The following is a 23,659-nucleotide window of genomic DNA, read 5'->3' as shown; positions in this document are numbered from 1 at the left end:
AAACCTGATCATTACAGGCAAAAAATTTACCGGCCGCGTCCGTCACAGGACGTCGACGGCTTACCTGCCTGTGCATGACCATAAACGGCTTCCCGGGCGTTTTTTTGCACGTCTGAGGCACTCCGACGGGTGTCTTGCGGGTTAATCGCGCACTGCCAATCCGTCCTTATTACCGTTTCCCATTCGGATGAAATTCATGACTGCACCTAAAACCTTGTACGACAAAATCTGGGACGAGCACGTCGTCCACGAGCAGGACGACGGTACCTGCCTGCTCTATATCGACCGCCATCTCGTTCACGAAGTGACAAGTCCGCAGGCCTTCGAGGGGCTGCGTAACAGCGGCCGCGACGTGCGTCACCCGCAGCGAACGCTGGCGGTGGTTGACCACAACGTTCCGACGACGCCGGACCGCAAAGAGGGCATCAAAAACGAGGAAAGCCGCGTTCAGGTCGAAGCGCTGGCGAAAAATGCCGCCGATTTCGGCGTTGAATATTTTCACGAAGCCGACGAGCGCCAAGGTATTGTTCATATCGTCGGGCCGGAACAAGGCTTTACCCTTCCCGGAACAACGATCGTCTGCGGCGATAGCCACACGTCGACCCATGGGGCTTTCGGGGCGCTTGCCCATGGTATCGGAACATCCGAAGTCGAGCATGTGCTGGCCACTCAGACGCTGATACAGAAAAAGGCAAAGAACATGCTGGTGCGCGTTGACAACACCGCGCCGGCGGGGGTCACCGCTAAGGACATCATCCTTGCCATTATCGGTGAGATCGGTACTGCGGGCGGCACGGGACATGTGATCGAATTCGCCGGCCAGGCAATTGTTGACCTGACAATGGAAGGGCGCATGACGGTCTGCAACATGACCATCGAAGGCGGCGCACGCGCTGGCCTGATCGCTCCGGACGAAAAGGCTTTCGAATATCTGAAGGGCCGCCCGATGGCGCCGGATGCTGAGCACTGGGATCTGGCCGTAGCCCACTGGCAATCGCTGAAAACCGACGAGGGCGCCCATTTCGACCGCACGATCGTGCTGGACGCGCAGCACCTTCCGCCCATCGTATCCTGGGGATCTTCACCGGAAGACGTGGTGTCCGTTACCGGGCATGTGCCCAATCCGGCCGACATCGAAGATGAAACCAAGCGCGCCTCGAAGCAGCGGGCGCTTGAATATATGGGCCTGACTGCGGGCACCAGGATCACCGATATCGAGATCGATCGCGTTTTCATCGGTTCGTGCACCAATGGCCGTATCGAAGATCTGCGCGCTGCCGCCGCCGTGCTGCAGGGGCACAGGGTCAGCGACCGGGTCAATGCAATGGTGGTTCCGGGATCGGGGCTGGTTAAATCCCAGGCAGAACAGGAAGGGCTCGACAAGATCTTCATCGAAGCCGGATTTGAATGGCGTGAGCCGGGTTGCTCAATGTGCCTGGCCATGAATGACGACCGGTTGAAGCCCGAAGAGCGCTGCGCGTCGACGTCCAACCGGAATTTCGAAGGCCGCCAGGGCTACAAGGGAAGAACCCATCTCGTCTCTCCGGCCATGGCTGCCGCGGCGGCCGTCGCGGGCCGTTTTGTGGACGTGCGCGATTGGTAATACCTCGTTAACCGTTAATCGACGAATTAACCGGGCGGAAACCATTTCCGCCCGTTTTTGTGTGGATTTGGCAGCATCGCAAGGCTGCAGAAAACCGGCGTTTACCTCAAATTAGGTCCTTATCTGTTACCCGGATAAAAAAGGGGGATCAGGTGGGCATATCCTATATCCATGCGGTCAATATCGGGCTAGCTGCCGCGGTCATCTGCGGACTTGCGGCTATTTACCTGTATGACCGGAGCCGTAAGTCGGCTCTTTGGTGGATGTTGAGCTTTACAGCCGTTCTTCTCATGGGCGTTGCATCCATAGCCGTACCGCTCTTCGCACCGGAACCAATCACACGTTTCGTTGTTTTTGCACTGAATATCATGGCTATTAGCTGCCTCAATGTCGGCATTGCCAGCTATCTGGATAGCCGGATTCCTTGGCGGATTATCGATGGGATGCTCGCCGGCACGCTGGTGCTGAACTTTGTCGCCGGCATGTTTTTCCCGGCGGGAATCGTGACCTCGTCCATTGCGGCTCTGTCACTGGCGTGTGTGCAGGGCATCGGGCTTTACCTGCTGATGAAGTCACAGATCGGCAGGAAGGACCGCGTGTTTGTCGGGTTTCTCGGCCTGGCCATTCTCAACTATTTGTCCCGCCCGCCGTTGCAGGCACTGGCAGCCGAAAGCGCTGCAGACGGCACGCTTTCCGGTGTCGCCATCGCCATGCACATAAACAACACCATGATTGTGATCGGTCTGGCGACATTCCTGATGCTACGGCTTGCCAATCAGCTCGTGATGCAACTGAAAGGGCAGTCCGAAACCGACAGCCTGTCCGGCCTGTTCAACCGGCACGGTTTTCAGGCAGCGGTGCACCAGACCCGCAACAACGTGCAATCGACGGCACCTGCATCGCTGATTATCTGTGACCTCGACCGTTTCAAATCGATCAATGACGATCATGGCCACTTTGTTGGCGACCGGGTTATTGCCGCCTTTGGCAGGCTTGTCAGGGCCGGTGCCCGCGAGGGTGATATTTGCGGCCGTGTCGGAGGTGAGGAATTTTGCGTTTACCTGCGCAACTCGGATGCGCGCGCAGCCCGGCTCTTTGCCGAATGGCTGCGAGTGGCCTTTGCATCGACGAGCTATCCGGAACTCGACGCGAATGTGCGCTTTACCGCAAGTTTCGGCGTTACCCAGGTTGCACAGGACGAGGCCATTGAAGAGGCCTATGTGCGTGCCGACCGGGCCCTGTACACCGCCAAGCGCGAAGGCCGCAATTGTGTGCGTTTGATCGGAGAGGCAGGCGATTCCGAGCAGCTGTCCGGAATCAGCTTTTCAAAGCGCTCCGGACGTTAGTCCGCCACATCTCAATAAGTCTTCCGGTGCCCGTCTATGGCCGGATCACGCAAATCTTGGTCGCCTGATCACAATCCATTGCCGGTTGTGCGTCACCGACGTCGATAATCTTGGCACCGTTGCGCGGCAAGGGCGGTTTTTCGGGCAATGGCTGCGGATAGTATTCGCGGCCGTTGTCGACGTAGAAATAAATGCCGTTTCCCTTGAAACGCTTGGCGGATATGCCGCCCGAGTAGGTTCCGAGACCCTTGATGTGGGTCGGCAGGCCGTTGTCGGCCATGGCGGGCACGGTGGCCAGCGCAGGCGCGGCAGCTGCTGCAGCGACGACCAGATACTTGATAACTCGATTTGGCATGACAATGCTCACTTCGTTAACGAACGCGGATAGGCCGCCACATCAGATCATTCGATGGCGCGTGTATATCCTGCTGTTTAATCTAGGATTTTTACACTCCGTTTACCATGAAGGCCGTGATAAACCTTTTGTTAAGGTTAAGACCGGCGCTGTGTCCCCGCAGCCGGGTGACCTTTGCCGCCAACCCGGCTACAAGAGTGGCGACTGATCTGGCATCCGTAATAGAGTGAGCACAATGACCGCCGAACCGAAAATCGACATAAATCTGATGCGGCTGAACGATGCGCGCGAGCTCGCACCGCTGATTGCGGCCTATGCACAGTCGCTCAAGCGCGGAGCGCCCCGGCGTCCGGACGAGTTTCATGCCGAAACGCTGCTGCAGGACCGTGTCGCCCAATTGCTCGGCGCGCGCCTGAACGGCAGACTTGTCGGTTTTCTGGTTTTTTATGACCTGCCCGACCCTGTCACGGGCATGCGTTTCGGCCAGGTCGACCATCTGTTCGTTCACCATGAGCAACGCCGCAAGGGCATTGCCAAGGCGATGCTGGATGTGCTCGCCGAGGAGGGCGAATCACGCGGCTGGAGCAGGATGGTGCTTAACACGCCGCGTCAGCCGGACGAAGGCAGGAAGCTCTATGAGAGTCTCGCAACCACTGCGGACTGGGCCAGTTTCGTCATGCATTTTGATCGATAGTAGCGGGCTGTGCGCTGTAAATGCGGCAGTGCAAAAAAAATTTCGCGGCCAAGTTTCTACGGGTTTTTAGACTTTTGGCGGCTTTCAATCGATTTGGAAGCGTTCTAAAACGTCGAGACGACCACGGACCGTGGCCGTTGGCCTTTATGCGGTGCCGTGCGCGCTTTGACGCACCGCTGTAAAGCCACTATTAACATGCCTCAATGTGCCACGGCCGTTCGTTGCCGTGCCGGGACAAGACACTGATTTCATTTCGGAGGCCCCATGGCCAACGCCACGCAAAACAGACCCCTTTCCCCGCATCTGTCCATTTATCACATGTATCCGACCATGGTGATGTCGATCGTACACCGCATAACCGGCGGCGCGCTCTATTTCGGAACGCTTCTGGTGGCCTGGTGGCTGATTGCTGCGGCGGCGGGGCCGGCTTATTTCGAGTTCACCAACGCCATATTCGGATCCATCATCGGCCGGTTGGTTCTGTTCGGTTACACCTGGGCGCTGCTGCACCACATGATCGGCGGTATCAGGCATCTCGTCTGGGATACTGGCCGCGGCCTCGAAAAACATGCGAGCACCAGGATTGCCTGGGCGACGCTGGCCTGTTCGGTTGCGCTGACGATCATCCTTTGGGCTATCGCCCTCATCTTTGCTTAAAGGAGCTTTGTCATGGATATGCGCACTCCGCTCTCCAAGGTCCGCGGGCTGGGCTCGGCAAAGGAGGGAACGGATCATTTCTGGCGCCAGCGACTGACCTCCGTCGCAAACATTCCGCTTACCATCTTTTTTGTCATCTTCATCATGGTCTATCAGGGTGAATCCTACGAGACCGTGTCCGGCGCGCTGAGCAATCCGATCGTCGCCGTTCTGATGGGCCTGGTGGTTCTGTCCGGGCTCATCCACATGCGCCTCGGCATGCAGGTCATCATCGAGGATTATGTGCACGGCGAAGGCAGGAAGATTGCGCTTTTGATGCTCAACAGCTTTTTTACGGTCGTTGTCGGCGCCCTGTCGCTGTTTGCGATTTTGAAACTCGGATTTGGAGGCTGATCTCTCGATGGCGAACAACACGGAACCGGCTTACCAGACCACCGAACATACATTCGATGTGGTTGTCGTCGGAGCGGGCGGCGCCGGCCTGCGCGCAACGCTCGGCATGGCCGAGCAGGGACTGCGCACAGCCTGCATTACCAAGGTCTTTCCGACCCGCTCGCACACGGTCGCGGCCCAGGGCGGCATTGCCGCGAGCCTGCAGAACATGGGGCCCGACCACTGGCAGTGGCACATGTACGACACCATCAAGGGATCCGACTGGCTCGGCGACACGGACGCCATGGAATATCTGGCTCGCGAGGCGCCGCAGGCTGTCTACGAACTCGAGCACTATGGCGTGCCGTTTTCGCGAACAGAAGAGGGCAAGATCTACCAGCGGCCGTTTGGCGGCCACATGACAGAATTCGGTGACGGCCCGCCCGTGCAGCGTACGTGTGCGGCAGCCGACCGCACCGGACATGCAATCCTGCATACGCTTTACGGTCAGTCGCTGCGCCACAACGCGCAATTCTTCATCGAATATTTTGCCATTGACCTTCTGATGAGCGATGACGGCGTGTGTACCGGCGTCGTGGCCTGGAACCTTGACGACGGAATGATCCACATCTTCCGCGCCAAGATGGTTGTACTGGCAACAGGCGGCTATGGCCGTGCCTATTTCTCGGCCACTTCCGCGCATACCTGCACCGGTGACGGCCACGGCATGATCGCCCGCGCCGGGCTGCCGCTTCAGGATATGGAGTTCGTGCAGTTCCACCCGACCGGCATCTACGGTGCCGGAACGCTCATCACCGAAGGCGCGCGCGGCGAGGGCGGCTATCTGGTCAATTCCGAGGGCGAACGCTTCATGGAGCGTTATGCGCCGTCGGCCAAGGACCTTGCGTCACGCGATGTCGTATCGCGCTGCATGACCATGGAAATCCGCGAGGGACGCGGCGTTGGCAAGAAGAAGGACCACATCTTCCTGCATCTCGATCACCTCGATCCTGCGGTTCTGGCCGAACGTCTTCCCGGAATTTCGGAATCGGCAAAAATCTTTGCCGGCGTCGATGTGACCCGCGACCCGATCCCGGTCCTGCCGACGGTCCACTACAATATGGGCGGCGTTCCGACGAACTATCACGGTGAAGTGCTCAATCCCACTAAGGGCGACCCCGACCGCATCCAGCCCGGCCTGATGGCTGTCGGCGAGGCCGGCTGCGCCTCGGTGCACGGCGCCAACCGCCTCGGATCGAACTCGCTGATTGATCTGGTCGTCTTCGGCCGCGCCGCTGCCATCAAGGCCGGCGAAGTCGTCGACCGGCACGGCGAGGTGCCGCATGTGCCGCAGGCCTGCCTCGACAGGATCATGGATCGCTTCGATCGCAGGCGCCATGCCAACGGATCCATTCCGACCGCAGACCTGCGCGACAAGATGCAGCACGCCATGCAGAAGGATGCCGCCGTGTTCCGCACCCAGGAAACGCTGGAGCAGGGCTGCCGCAGCATGGACGGGATTTACAAGGAGCTCGCCGATGTGCGCACCACGGACCGCTCGATGATCTGGAATTCCGATCTCGTTGAGACGCTGGAACTCGACAATCTTGCCGATTGCGCAATGCTGACCGTCTATGGCGGCGAGGCGCGCAAGGAAAGCCGCGGTGCCCATGCGCGCGAGGATTTCCCCGATCGCGACGACAAGAAATGGCGCATTCATACGCTGGGCTGGATCAGTGGCAACGGCAAGGTAACACTCGACTATCGGCCGGTTCACACCGAGACGCTGACAACGGAAGAAGAAGGCGGCATTGAGCTTGCCAAGATCGCGCCCAAGAAGCGTGTCTACTAGGAGGAATCGAGCAAATGGTAGAACTCGCGCTTCCAAAAAACTCGCAGATGACCGAGGGCAAGACCTGGCCGAAACCCGATGGCGCAAAGAACCTGCGGGAATTCAGGATCTACCGCTGGTCGCCGGATGACGGCAAGAACCCGTCGATCGATACCTACTATGTTGATCTCGACGATTGCGGTCCGATGGTTCTCGACGGGTTGTTGTGGATCAAGAACAAGGTCGATTCCACCCTGACGCTGCGCCGCTCCTGCCGCGAGGGTATTTGTGGTTCCTGCGCGATGAATATCGACGGGACCAACACGCTTGCCTGCACCAAGGGCATGGACGACATCAACGGAACGGTGAAGATCTACCCGCTTCCCCACCTGCCCGTGGTCAAGGACCTGGTGCCGGATCTGAATAATTTTTACGCCCAGCACCGCTCCATCGAACCGTGGCTGCAAACCACGTCGCCGGAACCCGAAACGGAATGGCTGCAGTCGCATGAGGACCGTGTCAAGCTGGATGGCCTGTACGAATGCATTTTGTGCGCTTGCTGCTCGACCTCCTGCCCGAGCTACTGGTGGAACGGCGACCGCTATCTCGGTCCCGCGGTGCTGCTGCAAGCCTATCGCTGGCTGATCGACAGCCGTGACGAGGCGACGGGCGAGCGGCTGGACGAACTCGAAGATCCGTTCCGGCTCTATCGCTGCCACACGATCATGAACTGCGCGCAGACTTGTCCGAAGGGCCTCAATCCGGCCAAGGCGATTGCCGAAATCAAGAAAATGATGGTTGAGCGCCGGGTGTAAACCGGCGCCTTTGTTCTTTTAGACTTCCAGATCCCGCAGCACGGCCTTGTCGTAGCCGATGCGCGCCAGGATATCGTCAGCCTGCTGGTCGAACTGCACCTGTGACAGTGCCGAACGCAGGGCCAGCCGGTAAATGAACGCGCAAAATACCGCACAGACGGCAATGTCATAGCCTTCGCCGATCAAGCCGATACCACCGAAACTGCCCAGCCACGAAATGAGGCCGACGCCAATACAATAGGGCAGCAGCCAGGCCGCCTGTTGGAGATCGAGTTCATCCCTGTCCATCGAACGCAGACGAACCGCGAATATCAATGCGCCGACCGCCATCGCCAGCCCGAGGATCTGGATTGTCTGCCATCCGCTCCAGTAGACGATCAGCGTCGCCAGAATGAACGTCGCATAGCCGATCGCACGGACAAACGGCAGCCGGAAGGGGCGTGTGTAGTCAGCGGCGAGGGAGCGCAGCGCCACGACCGCAATCGGCCCGACGATGAAGGACAGGACGACCAGGGAACTGTGCGCGGCGACGATTTCTGAAAAATCGAGAAAGGCAACGGCGAGCCAGCCGATGACGAGATTGAGTAGCAGCGCATTGAAAGGCACGCCGAACCGCGACAGCCTGGCGAACAGCGCCGGCATGAATTTCGTTCCGGTCATGGCAAGCACCAGGCGTGCATTTGCGCCCACTGCCACCAGCGCGCTGCCGAAGGGCGATATGACGGCGGTGGTGTTCATCAGGCTGACCAGCCACAGGAGGCCGAGGGCGGTAGCGACCGAGGCGAGCGGGCCACCGGGGTGGGTGAAATGCAGCCCCGACCATCCGTTCGTAAGATCGGCCGGCTGCAATGCGCCTATGAATGCGACCTGCAGGCCGAGATAAAGCAGCAGGCAGATCAGCATGGCTGCGATCATCGCAAGCGGCACGATACGGCCCGGATTGCGCACTTCGCCCGCCATGTCGATGGCATGGCGGAAGCCGATCATCGAAAGGATCACGCCGCCGGAGGAGACAGCTGCCAGGATTCCGCCGACCCCGTAGGGCGAAAAGCCACCGGTGCCGGTGAAGTTTGCCGGTTCGAATGACGAGGCCACAAACATCACCGTTATGATGATTGGAACGATGAGCTTGATCCAGGTGATCGATGTGTTGATGGTTGTAAACAGTTTGACGCCAAGCGCGTTGAGTATGACAAACAGAACCATCAGGCCGAGTGCTGCCATGGAGCCTGCAAAAGACAGATTTTCAAATGCCGAGGCGTCGAACAGCCAGGGCGCGTACTGGCCGAGGTAGCGCAGGGTTGCCTCCACCTCCACCGGCGCAGTCAGGAGGTAACCCAGCCATGCGGTCCAGCCCATGGCGATTGAGACAACATTTCCGTGGGTGACCTGCGGAATGCTGGCAATGCCGCCCGGAAGCGGAAACATCGCTGAGATTTCGGCGAATGTCAGGGCCAGAAGCAGCATGGAGAACGAGCCGATGAACCAGGCGATGATTGCGGCCGGACCGGCAAGCTTGGCAGCCAGCAGGGGTGCAAACAGCCAGCCGGAGCCGATGATGCCGCTTACGGCAAGTGCGGTAAGCCCGATCGGGCCTATCTCCCGCTTCAGCTTGCTTTCTTGCATTTCGATCCCGGACTCCATGCAGCAATTGGTTTACCCGGAACTATGCATTCATTTGCTGCGGTTGAACACCGATATTGTTTTACGGCTAATCAACTGGCGCCGTTGCCGGCCACCGTGCGGCCTTGCGGGCCGGCGGTAATGAATTGGTCACGACCTCGTGAGACGGTTTGACTTGTGCGGGCACAATTCATCTGCGCCTATGGCCGGCGTAAAGGCAAACCGGTGGATAAAGCGGAGTAGTAGAACATGCGTAAGGTCTTGATCGTTGCGGCAATTGCAGCCAGCGCCGCGGTGGCGGCCGTGGCGGGATATGCGCCGATGTCACCGGTCAATGCGCAGAGCGAAAAGCCTGCAGAAACCGAGACGGCGATCTTTGCAGGCGGATGTTTCTGGTGTGTTGAATCGGATTTCGACCATGTTCCCGGCGTTGTCGAAACGGTTTCCGGATATACCGGCGGTCATCTCGACAATCCCACCTACAGGGACGTTGTGTCTGAAACCACGGGGCACCGGGAGGCGGTGAAAATCACCTACGATCCCAAAAAGGTCAGCTACGAGACCCTGCTTGACGTCTTCTTCCGCAGCGTCGATCCGACCGACGCCGACGGGCAGTTCTGCGACCGCGGCGAAAGCTACACGACAGCGATCTTCACGCTTGACGATCAGCAGAAATCACAGGCTGAGCTGTCCAGCGCGGAGGCGATGAAGATCCTGGGGCAGAAGATCGCCACACTCATTGTGCCGGCGAGCAAGTTTTATCCGGCTGAGGACTATCATCAGGATTACTATCTGAAAAACCCCGTTCGCTACAATTTCTACCGGCTTGGTTGCCGCCGCGACGCGCGGGTCGAGAGCCTCTGGGGTGAGGACGCTCATCGCGGCATCGTCAAATAACAGCAAGCCGAGCCGGCAATACACCAGCACCGATCTTCCCGCGCCTCAGTGGGATTGGTGCCGGCGTCCGCGCCTAGAGCGCTCTTGTTATCTGCTTCTCGCCTGATCCATTGCCTGTCTGATCGTATCTGCCGGTATTCCGAGCATGCGGGATGCGCGCTGAAAATCCGGCGGTGGGGCGCCGACAGCCTGTCGCAGCTGTTCCGGCGAAACGCCGAGTTGGGCTGCAGCCGTTGATATGACCTGCTGGGGACCGCCACCGGGTCCGCCCTGGCCGCCCTGTCCACGACGCGGGCGCTGGCCGCCGCCTTCGCGCGGCCCCTGCGGCACACCACTCATCGAACGTGGCAGCTTCACCGGCGTTCCCATGTAGCAGCCGATCGAATAGGGATATTCGTCGGTCATGTGATAGTGGTAAAGCTTCCGTTTCTCGCCGTCCCATTCAATCGTGTGGGAATGCCCGTGGCAGGCATCGAGATCGGCATTTTTGAGCTTTTTTCCTTTCTCGCCGAATTTTCCGAATACGCCGAATCCGTCCAGTGCAAATCCGACCTGATCGGAATGTCCGCCCGGCTGAGAGCGTGTATCGTCAACGCATGGTGTCATGTTGTGGTAGTGATACTGGCCCGACTGTTGCGGGTGGCCGCCGCACTTATCCTGCATTTCATGAGCCGGTGCATCCTCGCCCCTGGCGTCAAGCGCGTTGTACATCGCGGCATTGGTTACCGAAAACCCGATCATGCCCATGGATACACAGCTGGGGTTTGCGGCGATCTTCGGAACGGCAGGCATTTCCAAAAGGATGTTCTGAGCGGTGATACGTCCGTGATTGCGGTCGTATTTGTAGGCCGGATCGCTTCGCTGGATGGGGAATATACCGGTTGGGTGGGTCGGCAGATTGTTTGCCTTGACGATCCGTTTATCGCCCTCGCGGGTGATGCTGATTTCGGCTGGCCAGTCAACAGATCCCTGAACATAGGGCTTTTTTTCCGGATCCCATGTTGTTTTACCCAGCCAACTGCCGGAGGCATGGGCGCCAGGAGCGTTCGGGTCGAAACGCTGCTGGCAGGAGTAAACAAAACCAGATTTGGGCTGGTTGGAGATTTTTCCGTCGCCAAGCGGGATGTCGTGGCCGGCTGCGGCGCCGGCACCGCCTGCAATCATCGCGGCCGCGGTTGCGGACCGCAAGAAAAACCTGTGCTTCGGGCGATTAGATTCAAGTATTTCCGTCATGATGTCCCCTGGTTGCGCCCCGCTGTGATGTTCGCGCGAAGTATTTGACCGATACGACAAGCTGGCAAGTTAACAATTCTTAATGTGCAAGGCGGTTAAATTGAATCACGTGGTCGAGACACGAGGATGCGCAGATGATCATGAGGCGAACAAAACAGCCATGGATGGATGCCAGCGAATTTGGCCGCAGTCTGCCACGCGGTGTCGGAATAAACCTCCTGGTGCGGGATATCGAGGCGCAGATTCGGTTTTGCCGCGACGTGCTTGGGGCAATGATCCTCTATTTCGATGAGGACTTTGCCGCGGTAGAACTTGCCGGTTCGGTATTCATGCTGCATTGCGACCACACCTATGCCGATCATCCGATGCTTGGTGTTGTCGAGGGCGCGGAATTGAGGGGTCAGGGGGTTGAGATCAGGGTCTACGGTGTTGATCCGGACAGGATTGAAGCGCGTGCCGGCGAGCTGAGCGATGATTGCACCGTACTTTCCGGTTGCCTGGACAAGCCTCACGGTCTGCGTGAGTGTCATATTGTCGGCCCGGAGGGCTATATCTGGGTTCCGTCACGGGTGGTTTAGCCGCCGACAACCCGGTGTTTTCGCAATATTGTGCAAATTTAATACAAATTTTGCCATCTTTATGTATTGAATCCCCCCAAACCGGATATAGGTGTTGACATGAGGGACACCGGTGATTCCCGGGTAAATGCATGTGGGGAAGTTTGATGCGGAAATGTATTGCGCTGATTACGTTGAGTGCTGTGGTCGCCATGGCCGGGTGCTCGCGAACCGGCTTTAATCCGAGGTTCGGCCAGCCCGCACCGCTGTCTCCGGCACCGATCGGAGATGTCCAAAGCGGGCAATTGTCCCCGGCAGGACAGGATTTTCCGGATGCGCCGACGACGCAGGGTCCGAGCGAGCAGGAGCTGCAACAGGTTGCAGCCAATGCGCCGGAGGTCACACGCGATTCCATGGTCGGTCGCTGGACGATTTCGACCGGCGGCAACAGCTGCGATGTGTTCCTGGCCCTGACCAAGTGGACCGGCGGATACCGGGCCGCGTCACGCGGCTGTACGGATCAGGCGGCACTGATTTCGGCCTGGGACGTGCAGGGCAAGCAGGTGGTGCTGAACGATTCTTCGGGAAACCAGTTCGCTACGCTCTACAAGTCCGGCGACAAGCGGTTTGACGGGACCACGGCGGTCGGCCAGCCAATCAGCCTCAACCGGTAACAGACCCGCAGCCGCGCTTATGGACATTGCCGACCGGATCACAGTTGTCGAACGCTATGGAGCGCTGGTCGACAGCGGTGAGATCGAAAGCGACGAGGCGCAGCTGCGTCTGGCAGAAATGCTGGACCGTATCCTGGCGGATATCCGCGAGCGCCGCCTGACCACCAAGTCCAGCCATCTGGGATGGTTGTTCGCCCGCAAGCAGAAGTCACAGCCCGCGGTCCGCGGCCTCTATATCCATGGCGCCGTAGGCCGCGGCAAGACAATGCTGATGGACCTCTTTTACGAGCAGATAACGGCGCAGCGTAAGCGGCGGGTCCATTTTCACGACTTCATGGCCGATGTGCATGAGCGAATCTATGCGCATCGCCAGGCGCTGAAGCGCGGCGAAACCAAGCAGGATGACCCGATTCCGCCGGTCGCCAGCCAGTTGATCGGCGAGGCCTGGGTGCTGTGTTTCGACGAATTCTCGGTGACAGATATAACCGACGCGATGATCCTGTCGCGGCTGTTCGAACAACTTTTTGCGCGCGGCTGCCTGCTGGTCGCTACGTCCAATGTCGAGCCGGACGATCTCTATCACAACGGTCTTAATCGTCAGCTCTTCCTGCCCTTTATCGATCTCCTGAAATCGCGTGTCGAAGTTTTCAATCTGGATGCGCGGACCGACTACCGGCTGGAGAAGCTTCAGCAGCTGCCGGTGTATCTGACGCCGCTCAATGACGAGACGCGGATGGCCATGGCCCATGCATGGCAGGATCTGACGATCGGCCAGATCGCCCATCCGCACAAGATCGGCGTCAAGGGCAGGCAGATCGAAGTGCCCCTGGAAGCCGGCGGCATTGCGCGTTTTTCATTCGACGAGCTTTGCGCGCGGCCCCTGGCAGCGAGCGACTACCACATCATTGCACATCGCTACCACACGGTGTTCGTTGAAAATGTTCCGGTGATGGACGAGGACAGGCGCAATGAGGCGAAACGTTTCATCAATCTGATCGACATGCTCTATGACGCGGGCACACGGCTGTTCATGTCAGCTGCCGCCGTTCCCGAAGAACTCTATGTCAGCAAGCGTGGTGCGGAGGGGTTTGAGTTTGCGCGCACTGCATCCAGGCTGTTCGAAATGCAGAGCGCCGACTATCTGGCGGCAAGCCGGGCGGTCAATCTGGCCGCGGAAAGTGCATGATCCCGTTCAACTTAAGTCGGATAAAGCTCTGATATTTTTACGTTTACGTAAGAGTTCCAGCATCTAACCGTTTGAATTTTCTGATATCGAAAGTTTGAGTTGCCAAAATCGATGAAGGAGTCTAATCAACTCCCCGGTTTGCGGCATGCTGACGCAGTTTGCCGCGGGGACAAATGGATCTCGGAGGTGTCATTATATGGCGCGAAATAAAATCGCTTTGATTGGCTCAGGTATGATTGGCGGCACGCTTGCTCACTTGGCAGCGTTAAAGGAACTGGGCGACGTTGTATTGTTCGATATTGCAGAAGGCATTCCCCAGGGGAAGGCCCTCGATATCGCCCAGTCCGGACCGGTAGACGGCTTTGACGCCGAAATGACCGGTGCCAATGATTATGCAGCCATCGAAGGCGCCAATGTATGCATCGTGACGGCAGGCGTTCCGCGCAAGCCGGGCATGAGCCGCGATGACCTTCTGGGCATCAATCTGAAGGTGATGGAACAGGTCGGCGCCGGTATCAAGAAATACGCTCCTGACGCATTCGTCATCTGCATCACCAACCCTCTCGACGCCATGGTCTGGGCGCTGCAGAAATTCTCCGGTCTCCCGAAGAACAAGGTCGTCGGCATGGCCGGTGTGCTCGACAGCTCGCGCTTCCGTCATTTTCTGGCCGATGAATTCGATGTTTCGGTTGAAGACGTCACGGCCTTCGTGCTGGGCGGCCATGGCGATTCCATGGTGCCGCTGGCGCGCTACTCGACCGTTGCCGGCATTCCCCTGCCCGACCTTGTAAAAATGGGATGGGTCTCGAAGGGCCGGCTTGAGGAGATTATCCAGCGCACCCGCGACGGCGGCGCCGAGATCGTTGGCCTGTTAAAATCCGGATCGGCCTATTACGCGCCGGCCGCATCGGCTATTTCCATGGCCGAGGCCTATCTGAAAGACAAGAAACGCGTGCTGCCCTGCGCCGCGTATCTTTCCGGCCAGTACGGCGTCAAGGACATGTATGTCGGCGTGCCGACGGTCATTGGTGAAGGCGGCGTAGAGCGGGTCATCGAGATCGATCTCAACAAGTCCGAAAAGGAAGCCTTCGACAAGTCTGTCGGAGCGGTTGCCGGACTGTGCGAGGCTTGCATCGCCATCGCGCCCAACCTGAAGTAACAGGAACATTCATCCATGAACATTCATGAATACCAGGCCAAAGCTCTTCTCAAGAGCTTTGGTGCACCGGTCGCCGAGGGCGTGCCGATCTTCAACGCCGGCGAGGCCGCTGAGGCTGCCGGCAAGCTTCCCGGCCCGCTCTATGTGGTCAAGAGCCAGATCCATGCAGGCGGCCGCGGCAAGGGCAAGTTCAAGGAACTTTCGCCCGATGCAAAGGGTGGCGTGAGGCTGGCGCAGTCGGTCGATGAAGTCATCACCAATGCGTCCGAAATGCTCGGCAATACGCTGGTGACAAAACAGACCGGACCGGACGGCAAGCAGGTTAACCGCCTCTATATCGAGGATGGTGCAGACATCGACCGGGAACTTTACCTTTCGATCCTTGTCGACCGCACGGTCGGGCGCCCGGCCTTTGTCGTATCAACCGAAGGCGGCATGGACATCGAAGCCGTGGCGGAAGAGACGCCGGAAAAGATCCTCACGCTACCGATCAGTCCTGACAGCGGAGTGACGGCCAGTGACGCGGCGCAGCTGTGCGACGCGCTGGAACTTTCCGGCGAGGCACGCAATGACGGGCTGACGCTGTTTCCCATTCTCTACAAGGCCTTCGTCGAAAAAGACATGAGCCTTCTGGAAATCAACCCGCTGATTGTCATGACGAACGGGCGGCTGCGGGTGCTCGATGCCAAGGTCTCCTTTGACGGCAACGCGCTGTTTCGCCACGACGATATCGTCGCACTGCGCGACACGACGGAGGAAGACGAAAAGGAAATCGAGGCTTCCAAGTTCGATCTCGCCTATGTGGCGCTCGACGGCAATATCGGCTGCATGGTCAATGGCGCCGGCCTTGCCATGGCAACGATGGATATCATCAAGCTCTACGGCGCGGAGCCTGCCAACTTCCTCGACGTCGGCGGCGGCGCTTCGAAGGAGAAGGTAACGGCGGCCTTCAAGATCATCACCGCGGACCCGGCGGTTGAGGGCATTCTCGTCAATATTTTCGGCGGAATCATGCGTTGCGACACAATTGCCGAAGGCGTGGTCGCTGCGGTGAAGGAAGTCGGCCTGCAGGTGCCACTGGTAGTGCGCCTGGAGGGCACCAATGTCGAAAAGGGCAAGAAGATCATCAATGAAAGTGGCCTCAATGTCATCGCCGCGGACGATCTGGATGACGCCGCTCAGAAAATCGTCGCAGCGGTGAAGGGAGCCTGATCAATGTCCATCATCGTCAATAAGGACACAAAAGTACTGGTGCAGGGACTGACCGGAAAAACCGGTACGTTTCACACCGAACAGGCACTCGCCTATTACGGAACCAAGATGGTCGGCGGCATCCACCCGAAAAAGGGCGGTGAAGTCTGGTCGGGCAATGTCGGCGACGGCACTGTCGATCTGCCGATCTTCTCGTCCGTTGCCGAGGGCAAGGAGCGCACAGGAGCCGATGCCTCGGTCGTCTATGTGCCGCCTGCAGGAGCCGCGGCAGCCATCATCGAAGCCATCGATGCGCAAATCCCGCTGATCGTGTGCATCACGGAGGGCATTCCGGTCGCCGATATGGTCAAGGTCAAGGCGCGACTCGAGAAATCCTCTTCGCGCCTTATCGGACCGAACTGTCCGGGCGTTCTGACGCCTGAAGAATGCAAGATCGGCATCATGCCCGGCAATATCTTCAAGAAAGGCTCGGTCGGCGTCGTATCGCGTTCCGGCACGCTTACCTATGAAGCGGTTTTCCAGACCACAAATGAGGGGCTCGGCCAGACGACCGCAGTCGGCATCGGCGGTGACCCGGTCAAAGGAACCGAATTCATCGACGTTCTGGAAATGTATCTGGCCGACGATGCGACCCAGTCGATCATCATGATCGGGGAGATCGGCGGATCGGCGGAAGAAGATGCCGCCCAGTTCCTCGCTGACGAAGCGAAGAAGGGCCGTTCCAAACCTACGGTCGGCTTCATTGCCGGTCGCACGGCACCGCCCGGACGCACCATGGGCCACGCCGGCGCTGTCATCTCCGGCGGCAAGGGCGGCGCGGAAGACAAGATTGCAGCGATGGAAGCAGCCGGTATCCGGGTGTCTCCTTCGCCGGCTCAGCTCGGCAAGACGCTCGTCGAACTTCTGAAGGGCTGATTGAGTTTCGGGGCGGCGTCTGCGTCGCCCCGGTAAACCGGAAGACACACAATTGTGTCACCGGCAAAAAAGCGCTGAAAACGGCGCATTGGCAGGGTCTTCGTGCCGGTAGGGCGGTACGGAGCCGGCAAATGTGTAGAGCAGGACTACCCAAGAATGGGTCCGCGCTGCATATTTGGCCACTGGGTGGAAATGCGACGCACCTGAGACGGGTGCAAAATCCATGCGGCAAGACCGCAGCGTACCAAGGAGGCGGGTCTTTCCCGCAGAGGGCAGATGGCAAGACAGGACGCCAACGAAACCTTTCAGGCAACCTCATTTCTATACGGCAGCAACGCATCATACATCGAAGAACTCTACGCCCGCTACGAGGACGATCCGTCCTCGGTGCCGGCCGAGTGGCAGAGCTTTTTTTCGGCGCTGCACGATGATGCCGATGCTGTGCGCAAGGCAGCGCGCGGCGCATCGTGGAAACGCGACAACTGGCCAATCGCCGAAAATGGCGAGCTGGTCTCCGCACTCGATGGCGATTGGGGCTCAGTCGAACAGCACATTGAAACCAAGCTCAAAGGCAAGTCGGCAAACGGCATAGCCGTTCTGTCCGATGACGAAGTGCAGCAGGCAACGCGCGATTCAGTGCGCGCCATCATGATGATCCGTGCCTATCGCATGCGCGGCCATCTGCACGCCAAGCTCGACCCGCTCGGCATTGCCGAGGAAAAGGAAGACTACAACGAGCTTTCGCCCGAAAATTACGGCTTCACACCGGCCGATTTCGACCGCCGAATATTTCTCGACAATGTTCTCGGGCTCGAATACGCCACGATCAACGAGATGCTCGACATCCTCAAGCGGACCTACTGTTCGACGATCGGCGTGGAATTCATGCATATCTCCAACCCGGAGGAAAAGTCATGGATCCAGCAGCGCATCGAAGGTCCGGACAAGGGCGTTGAATTTACTCCGCGCGGCAAGATCGCGATCTTGCAGAAACTGATTGAAGCGGAAGGTTTCGAACAGTTCATCGACGTCAAATACAAGGGTACCAAGCGCTTCGGGCTCGATGGCGGCGAAGCGCTGATCCCGGCGCTTGAGCAGATCATCAAGCGCGGCGGCCAGATGGGGCTGAAGGAAATCGTTCTGGGCATGTCGCACCGCGGCCGGCTGAACGTTCTTTCCCAAGTGATGGGAAAGTCCCACCGCGCCATCTTCAACGAATTCAAGGGTGGATCCTTTACGCCGGACGATGTCGAAGGATCAGGCGATGTGAAGTACCACCTCGGCACTTCTTCGGACCGTGAATTCGACGGCAATTCGGTTCATCTGTCGTTGACGGCAAACCCGTCGCACCTGGAAATCGTCAACCCCGTCGTCATGGGCAAGGCGCGCGCCAAGCAGGATCTTCTGGCCGGCGTGCCACGCGAAGAAATCGTGCCTCTGACCGAGCGCGTCAAGGTTCTGCCGCTGCTGCTGCATGGCGACGCCGCCTTTGCCGGACAGGGCGTGGTGGCCGAGTGCCTCGGCCTTTCGGGCCTGCGCGGACACAGGGTTGCCGGAACGGTCCATGTGATCGTCAACAACCAGATCGGTTTTACCACCAACCCGCGCTTCTCGCGCTCATCGCCCTATCCCTCGGATGTGGCCAAGATGATCGAAGCGCCGATCTTCCACGTCAACGGCGACGATCCGGAAGCCGTGGTCTATGCGGCGAAGGTTGCGACTGAGTTCCGCATGAAATTTCATAAGCCCGTTGTGCTTGATATCTTCTGCTACCGCCGCTTCGGCCACAATGAGGGTGACGAGCCGGCGTTTACCCAGCCGAAAATGTACAAGCGCATCCGTTCGCATGAGACGACGCTGCAGATTTATGCGCACAAACTGATTGGCGAAGGGCTTTTGAGCCAGGGCGAAGTCGAGAAGATGAAGGCCGACTGGCGCGCGTTCCTGGAACAGGAGTTCGAAGCGGGCAATTCCTACAAGCCTAACAAGGCGGACTGGCTCGACGGCGTGTGGTCGGGCATGCGTGTTGCCGACAATCAGGACGAACAGCGCCGCGGCAAGACCGCGCTGACGGTCAAAAACCTCAAGGATATGGGCCGCAAGCTGGCTACCGTGCCGGATGATTTCGACGCTCACCGCACGGTACAGCGCTTTATGGACCATCGCGCCAAGATGATCGAGACCGGCGACGGCATCGACTGGGCGACGGCTGAAGCGCTGGCATTCGGTTCGCTGGTGACAGAGGGCCATGCGGTGCGTCTTTCCGGCCAGGATTGCGAACGCGGCACGTTCTCGCAGCGCCATTCGGTGCTTTACAGCCAGACCGATGAGCGGCGCTATATTCCGCTCAACAATCTGAGCAAGGGGCAGGCACTCTACGAAGTCATCAACTCGATGCTTTCGGAGGAGGCGGTACTCGGCTTCGAATACGGATATTCGCTGGCCGAGCCGAATGCGCTGACCCTTTGGGAAGCGCAGTTCGGTGATTTTGCCAACGGCGCCCAGGTGGTCTTCGACCAGTTTATTTCCTCCGGCGAGCGCAAATGGTTGCGCATGTCGGGCCTCGTATGTCTGTTGCCGCATGGCTATGAGGGCCAGGGGCCTGAACATTCGTCTGCCCGACTGGAACGGTTCCTGCAGCTTTGTGCGGAAGACAACATGCAGGTGGCAAACTGTTCGACGCCGTCCAACTATTTCCACATCCTGCGCCGTCAGATGAAGCGGAATTTCAGAAAGCCGCTGGTCTTGATGACGCCGAAATCGCTGCTGCGCCACAAGCGGGCCGTTTCGCAACTGTCGGAAATGGCAGGCGATAGCTCGTTCCACCGGCTGCTCTGGGACGACGCGGAAGTGCGCAAGGACCAGCCGATCAAGTTGCAGAAGGACAACAAGATCCGCCGTGTCGTCATGTGTACCGGCAAGGTCTACTACGATCTTTACGAGGAACGCGAAAAGCGCGGTGTCGACGATATCTACCTGTTGCGGCTCGAGCAGCTCTATCCGTTCCCGGCCAAAGCGCTGATCAACGAATTGTCGCGCTTCCGCGAAGCTGAAATGGTTTGGTGCCAGGAAGAGCCGAAAAACATGGGCGCATGGGCCTTCATCGATCCGTATCTGGAATGGGTGCTTGCCCATATCGACGCCAAGTATCAACGCGTGCGCTACACCGGCCGTCCGGCCGCAGCGTCGCCGGCAACCGGCATCATGTCCAAGCACAAGGCGCAGCTCGAGGCATTCCTCGAAGATGCCCTGGGCGGATAGCCTGCCAATAAAGACAGCCATCAATTTGAGAAACGGAAACTGAACACATGGCCACAGAAATTCGCGTTCCCACTCTCGGCGAATCCGTTACCGAGGCGACCATCGGAACCTGGTTCAAAAAGGTTGGCGATGCGATCGCCACCGATGAGCCCGTTGTCGAACTCGAAACCGACAAGGTGACGATCGAAGTGCCGGCGCCGGCAGCCGGTACGCTTTCCGAGATCACCGCCAATGAGGGCGACACCGTCGAGGTTGACGCGCTTCTCGGACAGATAGCCGAAGGTGCGGCAGCGGCGCCCGCAAAGGCCGAGGCAGCGGCCGCGCCGGCTGCCAATTCCACACCGGTCGAAGCGGCGGCTCCCGCAGCGGCTTCCCAGCCGGGCGGCACCGATATGCCGCCGGCACCGTCTGCGGCCAAGATGCTGGCGGAAAACAATGTCGCCGCCGACCAGGTTGCCGGTAGCGGCAAGCGCGGCCAGGTGCTCAAGGGCGACGTCATCGATGCGCTGGCGAAGGGTGTTTCAGCACCGGCACCGGCACCGGCGGCACCCGCTGCGGCCCGCGCGCCCTCGAGTGGCGAGGACGAGGCGCGGGAAGAACGGGTCAAGATGACCCGGCTGCGCCAGACAATCGCACGCCGGCTGAAAGACGCACAAAACACCGCGGCAATGCTCACCACCTATAACGAGGTGGATATGACGGCGGTGATGGAGTTGCGCAAGAAATACAAGGAACTCTTCGAGAAGAAACATGGAGTCAAGCTCGGCTTCATGGGTTTCTTCACCAAGGCCGTGTGTCATGCGCTGAAGGAAATTCCGGCCGTCAATGCCGAGATCGACGGCACCGACATCATCTACAAGAATTTCTGCCATGTCGGCGTTGCCGTCGGCACCGACAAGGGTCTTGTCGTGCCGGTCGTGCGCGATGCGGACCAGATGTCGATCGCCGGTATCGAGCAGGAGATCGGAAGACTTGGACTGGCGGCCCGCAGCGGCGAACTGGGCATGGCCGACATGCAGGGCGGAACATTCACCATCTCCAATGGCGGTGTATACGGTTCGTTGATGTCGTCGCCGATCCTCAATGCGCCCCAGTCCGGAATTCTTGGAATGCACAAGATCCAGGAGCGGCCGGTGGCGCTTGGCGGACAGGTGGTTATCCGCCCGATGATGTATCTGGCCCTTTCCTATGACCATCGCATCGTCGACGGCAAGGAGGCCGTCACCTTCCTGGTGCGCGTGAAGGACAGCCTCGAGGATCCGGAGCGACTCGTCCTCGATCTTTAGGATCGGCGGGACAAATCGATACGATCGAGATGAAATCCGCTCCTCTTCCAATCACTGCCCTGGCCGCGGTTCTTGTCACCGCGGCTCCGGGTTGGGCGGAAGCCATGAGCGGACGGAACTGCCCGCAGGCGCTGGCCGGCTATAGCGCTGCGGACCAGCGCATAATGCTGGAATTTTCGGGCGCACCTGATCTGAGCTTTTTCCTTCTGGTTGAGGGCGCAGGTGCAAAGTTTGAAGGCTATACCTATCCGGCGGAGGAAGAGGGCGGCATAGCCGGTGTTGTTCTTGATGAATGTCCCGACGGTGATGCAACCGGCGAGGAAATGGCCGCCTGCACGGTTTGGCAGGGGCTGGTTCGCACGGTCACTGCGGACGGAAAAATCGGCGATCTTTCCGCTGCCAACGAGCCGGCGGCGGGTCATTTGCGGCTCGACGGGCTGGCGGCGGCGCTCGGTGAGCGAATGCCCGACCTTGTTGCCGGCCTTGCACAGAACGAGATTGAAATACTGACACTATCGGCCTGCCAGGAATAGGCAGCCGCTACAAAAGACAGAAAAGGAAAGTCTTATGGCTGAACGCTACGATCTCATTGTGATTGGGACCGGTCCGGGCGGCTATGTGTGTGCGATCAAAGCCGCACAGCTGGGCCTGAAAACGGCCGTGGTCGAAAAGCGCAGCACACTAGGCGGAACCTGTCTGAACATCGGATGCATTCCATCCAAAGCCATGCTCCATGCTTCTGAGATGTTTGCCGAGGCTGGGCATTCCCTTCCTGAACTTGGCGTCGAGATAGGCAAGCCGAAGCTTAATCTTGAAAAGATGATGGCGCACAAGGATGCGACCGTTAAGTCCAATGTCGAAGGCATCGCCTTTTTGATGAAAAAGAACAAGATCGATGTCTTTACCGGCATAGGCACGATCGTCGGCGAAGGCAAAGTTTCCGTGGCCGACGGCAAGGGCGACAGTGTTGAAATCGAAACAACCAATATCGTCATTGCAACCGGATCGGATGTGGCTGGTATTCCGGGCGTCGATGTGACCTTTGACGAGAAGATCGTCGTTTCGTCTACCGGCGCGCTGGAACTTGCCAAAGTGCCGAACCACATGGTGGTCGTCGGCGGCGGCGTCATCGGCCTGGAGCTTGGCTCGGTCTGGGCCCGGCTTGGCGCCAAGGTGACCGTCGTCGAATTTCTCGACAAGATCCTGGGGCCGATGGACGGTGAAGTGTCAAAACAGTTCCAGCGCATGCTTGGAAAGCAGGGCATTACCTTCAAACTCGGCTGCAAGGTAACCGGGGTAAAGGCCACCACCAAATCGGCGAAAGTCACGTTCGAGCCGGTCAAGGGCGGTGAAGCGGAAACCATCAATGCCGATGTCGTGCTGGTTGCGACCGGCCGGAAACCCTATACGGAAGACCTCGGACTCGAACATGCCGGCGTGATTGTCGACGATCTGGGCCGGATCCATATCGACGAGCACTACCGCACCAATATTCCGGGCATTTACGCCATCGGCGACGTCGTCGCCGGTCCGATGCTTGCCCACAAGGCAGAGGACGAGGGTGTGGCCGTTGCCGAAATCATGGCCGGCCAGGCCGGACATGTGAATTACGGGGTCATTCCGAGCGTTGTCTATACGCAGCCGGAAGTCGCATCGGTCGGCAAAACGGAAGAGGAGCTCAAGGCCGAGGGCGTTGCCTACAAGGTCGGCAAATTTCCGTTTTCGGCCAATGGCCGAGCGCGGGCCATGCTTCAGTCCAACGGCTTCGTCAAGGTGATAGCGGACAAGGCGACCGACCGCGTTCTCGGCGTTCATATCGTTGGCTTTGGTGCGGGCGAAATGATCCACGAGGCAGCCGTGTTGATGGAGTTCGGCGGCAGTGCCGAAGACCTCGGCCGCACCTGCCACGCGCACCCGACAATGTCGGAAGCTGTCAAGGAAGCTGCTCTCGGCGCCTTCGACAAACCAATCCACATGTAGGCG

General features: G+C 58.9%; 21 protein-coding genes. 18 read left to right on the top strand and 3 right to left on the bottom strand.

The window, feature by feature from the left end; translation table 11 throughout:
• Positions 1–196 precede the first annotated feature (196 nt).
• The gene (leuC, locus tag ABVT35_RS24655) at positions 197–1,603 is read left to right on the top strand and encodes a 3-isopropylmalate dehydratase large subunit (protein ID WP_368470187.1); all 1,407 of its coding nucleotides are present in this window, start codon (positions 197–199) and stop codon (positions 1,601–1,603) included.
• 152 nt (positions 1,604–1,755) lie between these two features.
• A complete protein-coding gene (locus ABVT35_RS24650; RefSeq protein ID WP_368470186.1) occupies positions 1,756–2,949 on the top strand; it encodes a GGDEF domain-containing protein in 1,194 nt (397 codons plus the stop codon).
• 34 nt (positions 2,950–2,983) lie between these two features.
• Here the strand turns inward: ABVT35_RS24650 and ABVT35_RS24645 are convergent, their stop codons facing one another.
• A complete protein-coding gene (locus ABVT35_RS24645) occupies positions 2,984–3,304 on the bottom strand; it encodes a hypothetical protein (protein ID WP_368470185.1) in 321 nt (106 codons plus the stop codon).
• Between the two features lie 235 nt (positions 3,305–3,539).
• On the opposite strand from ABVT35_RS24645, the gene ABVT35_RS24640 reads away from it, so the two are divergent.
• From ABVT35_RS24640 to ABVT35_RS24620, 5 genes are all read left to right on the top strand, one after another.
• On the top strand, positions 3,540–3,998 hold the full coding sequence (locus ABVT35_RS24640; protein ID WP_368470184.1) for a GNAT family N-acetyltransferase: 459 nt from the start codon (positions 3,540–3,542) through the stop codon (positions 3,996–3,998).
• Between the two features lie 264 nt (positions 3,999–4,262).
• The gene (sdhC, locus tag ABVT35_RS24635) at positions 4,263–4,655 is read left to right on the top strand and encodes a succinate dehydrogenase, cytochrome b556 subunit (RefSeq protein ID WP_368470182.1); all 393 of its coding nucleotides are present in this window, start codon (positions 4,263–4,265) and stop codon (positions 4,653–4,655) included.
• 12 nt (positions 4,656–4,667) lie between these two features.
• Positions 4,668–5,048 carry a succinate dehydrogenase, hydrophobic membrane anchor protein gene (gene sdhD, locus ABVT35_RS24630; protein ID WP_368470180.1) on the top strand — a complete coding sequence of 127 codons (381 nt, stop codon included), beginning with the start codon at positions 4,668–4,670 and terminating at the stop codon, positions 5,046–5,048.
• A 7-nt stretch (positions 5,049–5,055) separates the two neighbouring features.
• Complete coding sequence (gene sdhA / locus ABVT35_RS24625) at positions 5,056–6,879, top strand: succinate dehydrogenase flavoprotein subunit (protein WP_368470178.1); 1,824 nt, start codon at positions 5,056–5,058, stop codon at positions 6,877–6,879.
• A gap of 14 nt (positions 6,880–6,893) precedes the next feature.
• Entirely contained in the window at positions 6,894–7,673 is a 780-nt protein-coding gene (locus ABVT35_RS24620) for a succinate dehydrogenase iron-sulfur subunit (protein ID WP_368470176.1), read from the top strand.
• Positions 7,674–7,691: 18 nt separating this feature from the next.
• Here ABVT35_RS24620 and ABVT35_RS24615 read toward each other — a convergent pair whose 3' ends face one another.
• Positions 7,692–9,299: an APC family permease gene (locus ABVT35_RS24615; RefSeq protein WP_368470174.1), complete on the bottom strand. Its 1,608-nt coding sequence runs from the start codon at positions 9,297–9,299 to the stop codon at positions 7,692–7,694.
• Between the two features lie 318 nt (positions 9,300–9,617).
• Between ABVT35_RS24615 and msrA the strand changes: the two genes are divergently transcribed.
• A complete protein-coding gene (gene msrA, locus ABVT35_RS24610) occupies positions 9,618–10,193 on the top strand; it encodes a peptide-methionine (S)-S-oxide reductase MsrA (protein WP_368470448.1) in 576 nt (191 codons plus the stop codon).
• Positions 10,194–10,280: 87 nt separating this feature from the next.
• Here msrA and ABVT35_RS24605 read toward each other — a convergent pair whose 3' ends face one another.
• Positions 10,281–11,426 carry a YHYH protein gene (locus ABVT35_RS24605; protein ID WP_368470172.1) on the bottom strand — a complete coding sequence of 382 codons (1,146 nt, stop codon included), beginning with the start codon at positions 11,424–11,426 and terminating at the stop codon, positions 10,281–10,283.
• A 134-nt stretch (positions 11,427–11,560) separates the two neighbouring features.
• Here ABVT35_RS24605 and ABVT35_RS24600 point away from each other — a divergent pair, with 134 nt between their 5' ends.
• The 10 genes from ABVT35_RS24600 to lpdA all read left to right on the top strand — a co-directional run bounded on the left by ABVT35_RS24600 (position 11,561) and on the right by lpdA (position 23,656).
• Positions 11,561–12,004 carry a VOC family protein gene (locus ABVT35_RS24600; protein WP_368470170.1) on the top strand — a complete coding sequence of 148 codons (444 nt, stop codon included), beginning with the start codon at positions 11,561–11,563 and terminating at the stop codon, positions 12,002–12,004.
• Positions 12,005–12,150: 146 nt separating this feature from the next.
• Complete coding sequence (locus ABVT35_RS24595) at positions 12,151–12,657, top strand: protease inhibitor Inh/omp19 family protein (protein WP_368470168.1); 507 nt, start codon at positions 12,151–12,153, stop codon at positions 12,655–12,657.
• 19 nt (positions 12,658–12,676) lie between these two features.
• The gene (zapE, locus tag ABVT35_RS24590) at positions 12,677–13,843 is read left to right on the top strand and encodes a cell division protein ZapE (RefSeq protein ID WP_368470166.1); all 1,167 of its coding nucleotides are present in this window, start codon (positions 12,677–12,679) and stop codon (positions 13,841–13,843) included.
• A gap of 196 nt (positions 13,844–14,039) precedes the next feature.
• Positions 14,040–15,002, top strand: coding sequence for a malate dehydrogenase (gene mdh, locus ABVT35_RS24585; RefSeq protein ID WP_368470164.1), 963 nt, complete (start codon positions 14,040–14,042; stop codon positions 15,000–15,002).
• 15 nt (positions 15,003–15,017) lie between these two features.
• A complete protein-coding gene (gene sucC / locus ABVT35_RS24580; protein WP_368470163.1) occupies positions 15,018–16,214 on the top strand; it encodes an ADP-forming succinate--CoA ligase subunit beta in 1,197 nt (398 codons plus the stop codon).
• A 3-nt stretch (positions 16,215–16,217) separates the two neighbouring features.
• Positions 16,218–17,129: a succinate--CoA ligase subunit alpha gene (gene sucD, locus ABVT35_RS24575; RefSeq protein ID WP_368470162.1), complete on the top strand. Its 912-nt coding sequence runs from the start codon at positions 16,218–16,220 to the stop codon at positions 17,127–17,129.
• A 276-nt stretch (positions 17,130–17,405) separates the two neighbouring features.
• Positions 17,406–20,390: a 2-oxoglutarate dehydrogenase E1 component gene (locus tag ABVT35_RS24570; RefSeq protein WP_368470160.1), complete on the top strand. Its 2,985-nt coding sequence runs from the start codon at positions 17,406–17,408 to the stop codon at positions 20,388–20,390.
• Between the two features lie 47 nt (positions 20,391–20,437).
• Positions 20,438–21,676 (top strand): 2-oxoglutarate dehydrogenase complex dihydrolipoyllysine-residue succinyltransferase, encoded by a 1,239-nt coding sequence (gene odhB, locus ABVT35_RS24565; RefSeq protein WP_368470158.1) that lies wholly within the window; start codon positions 20,438–20,440, stop codon positions 21,674–21,676.
• A 104-nt stretch (positions 21,677–21,780) separates the two neighbouring features.
• On the top strand, positions 21,781–22,209 hold the full coding sequence (locus ABVT35_RS24560; protein ID WP_368470156.1) for a hypothetical protein: 429 nt from the start codon (positions 21,781–21,783) through the stop codon (positions 22,207–22,209).
• Positions 22,210–22,243: 34 nt separating this feature from the next.
• Complete coding sequence (gene lpdA / locus ABVT35_RS24555; RefSeq protein ID WP_368470155.1) at positions 22,244–23,656, top strand: dihydrolipoyl dehydrogenase; 1,413 nt, start codon at positions 22,244–22,246, stop codon at positions 23,654–23,656.
• Positions 23,657–23,659: the final 3 nt, after the last annotated feature.

This window comes from Hoeflea sp. TYP-13 (assembly GCF_040932035.1).
In the GTDB taxonomy this organism is placed as follows: Bacteria; Pseudomonadota; Alphaproteobacteria; order Rhizobiales; family Rhizobiaceae; genus Hoeflea_A.
The sequence above is the reverse complement of the archived record's forward strand: the minus strand, read 5'-3'. Positions and strand labels throughout refer to the sequence as shown.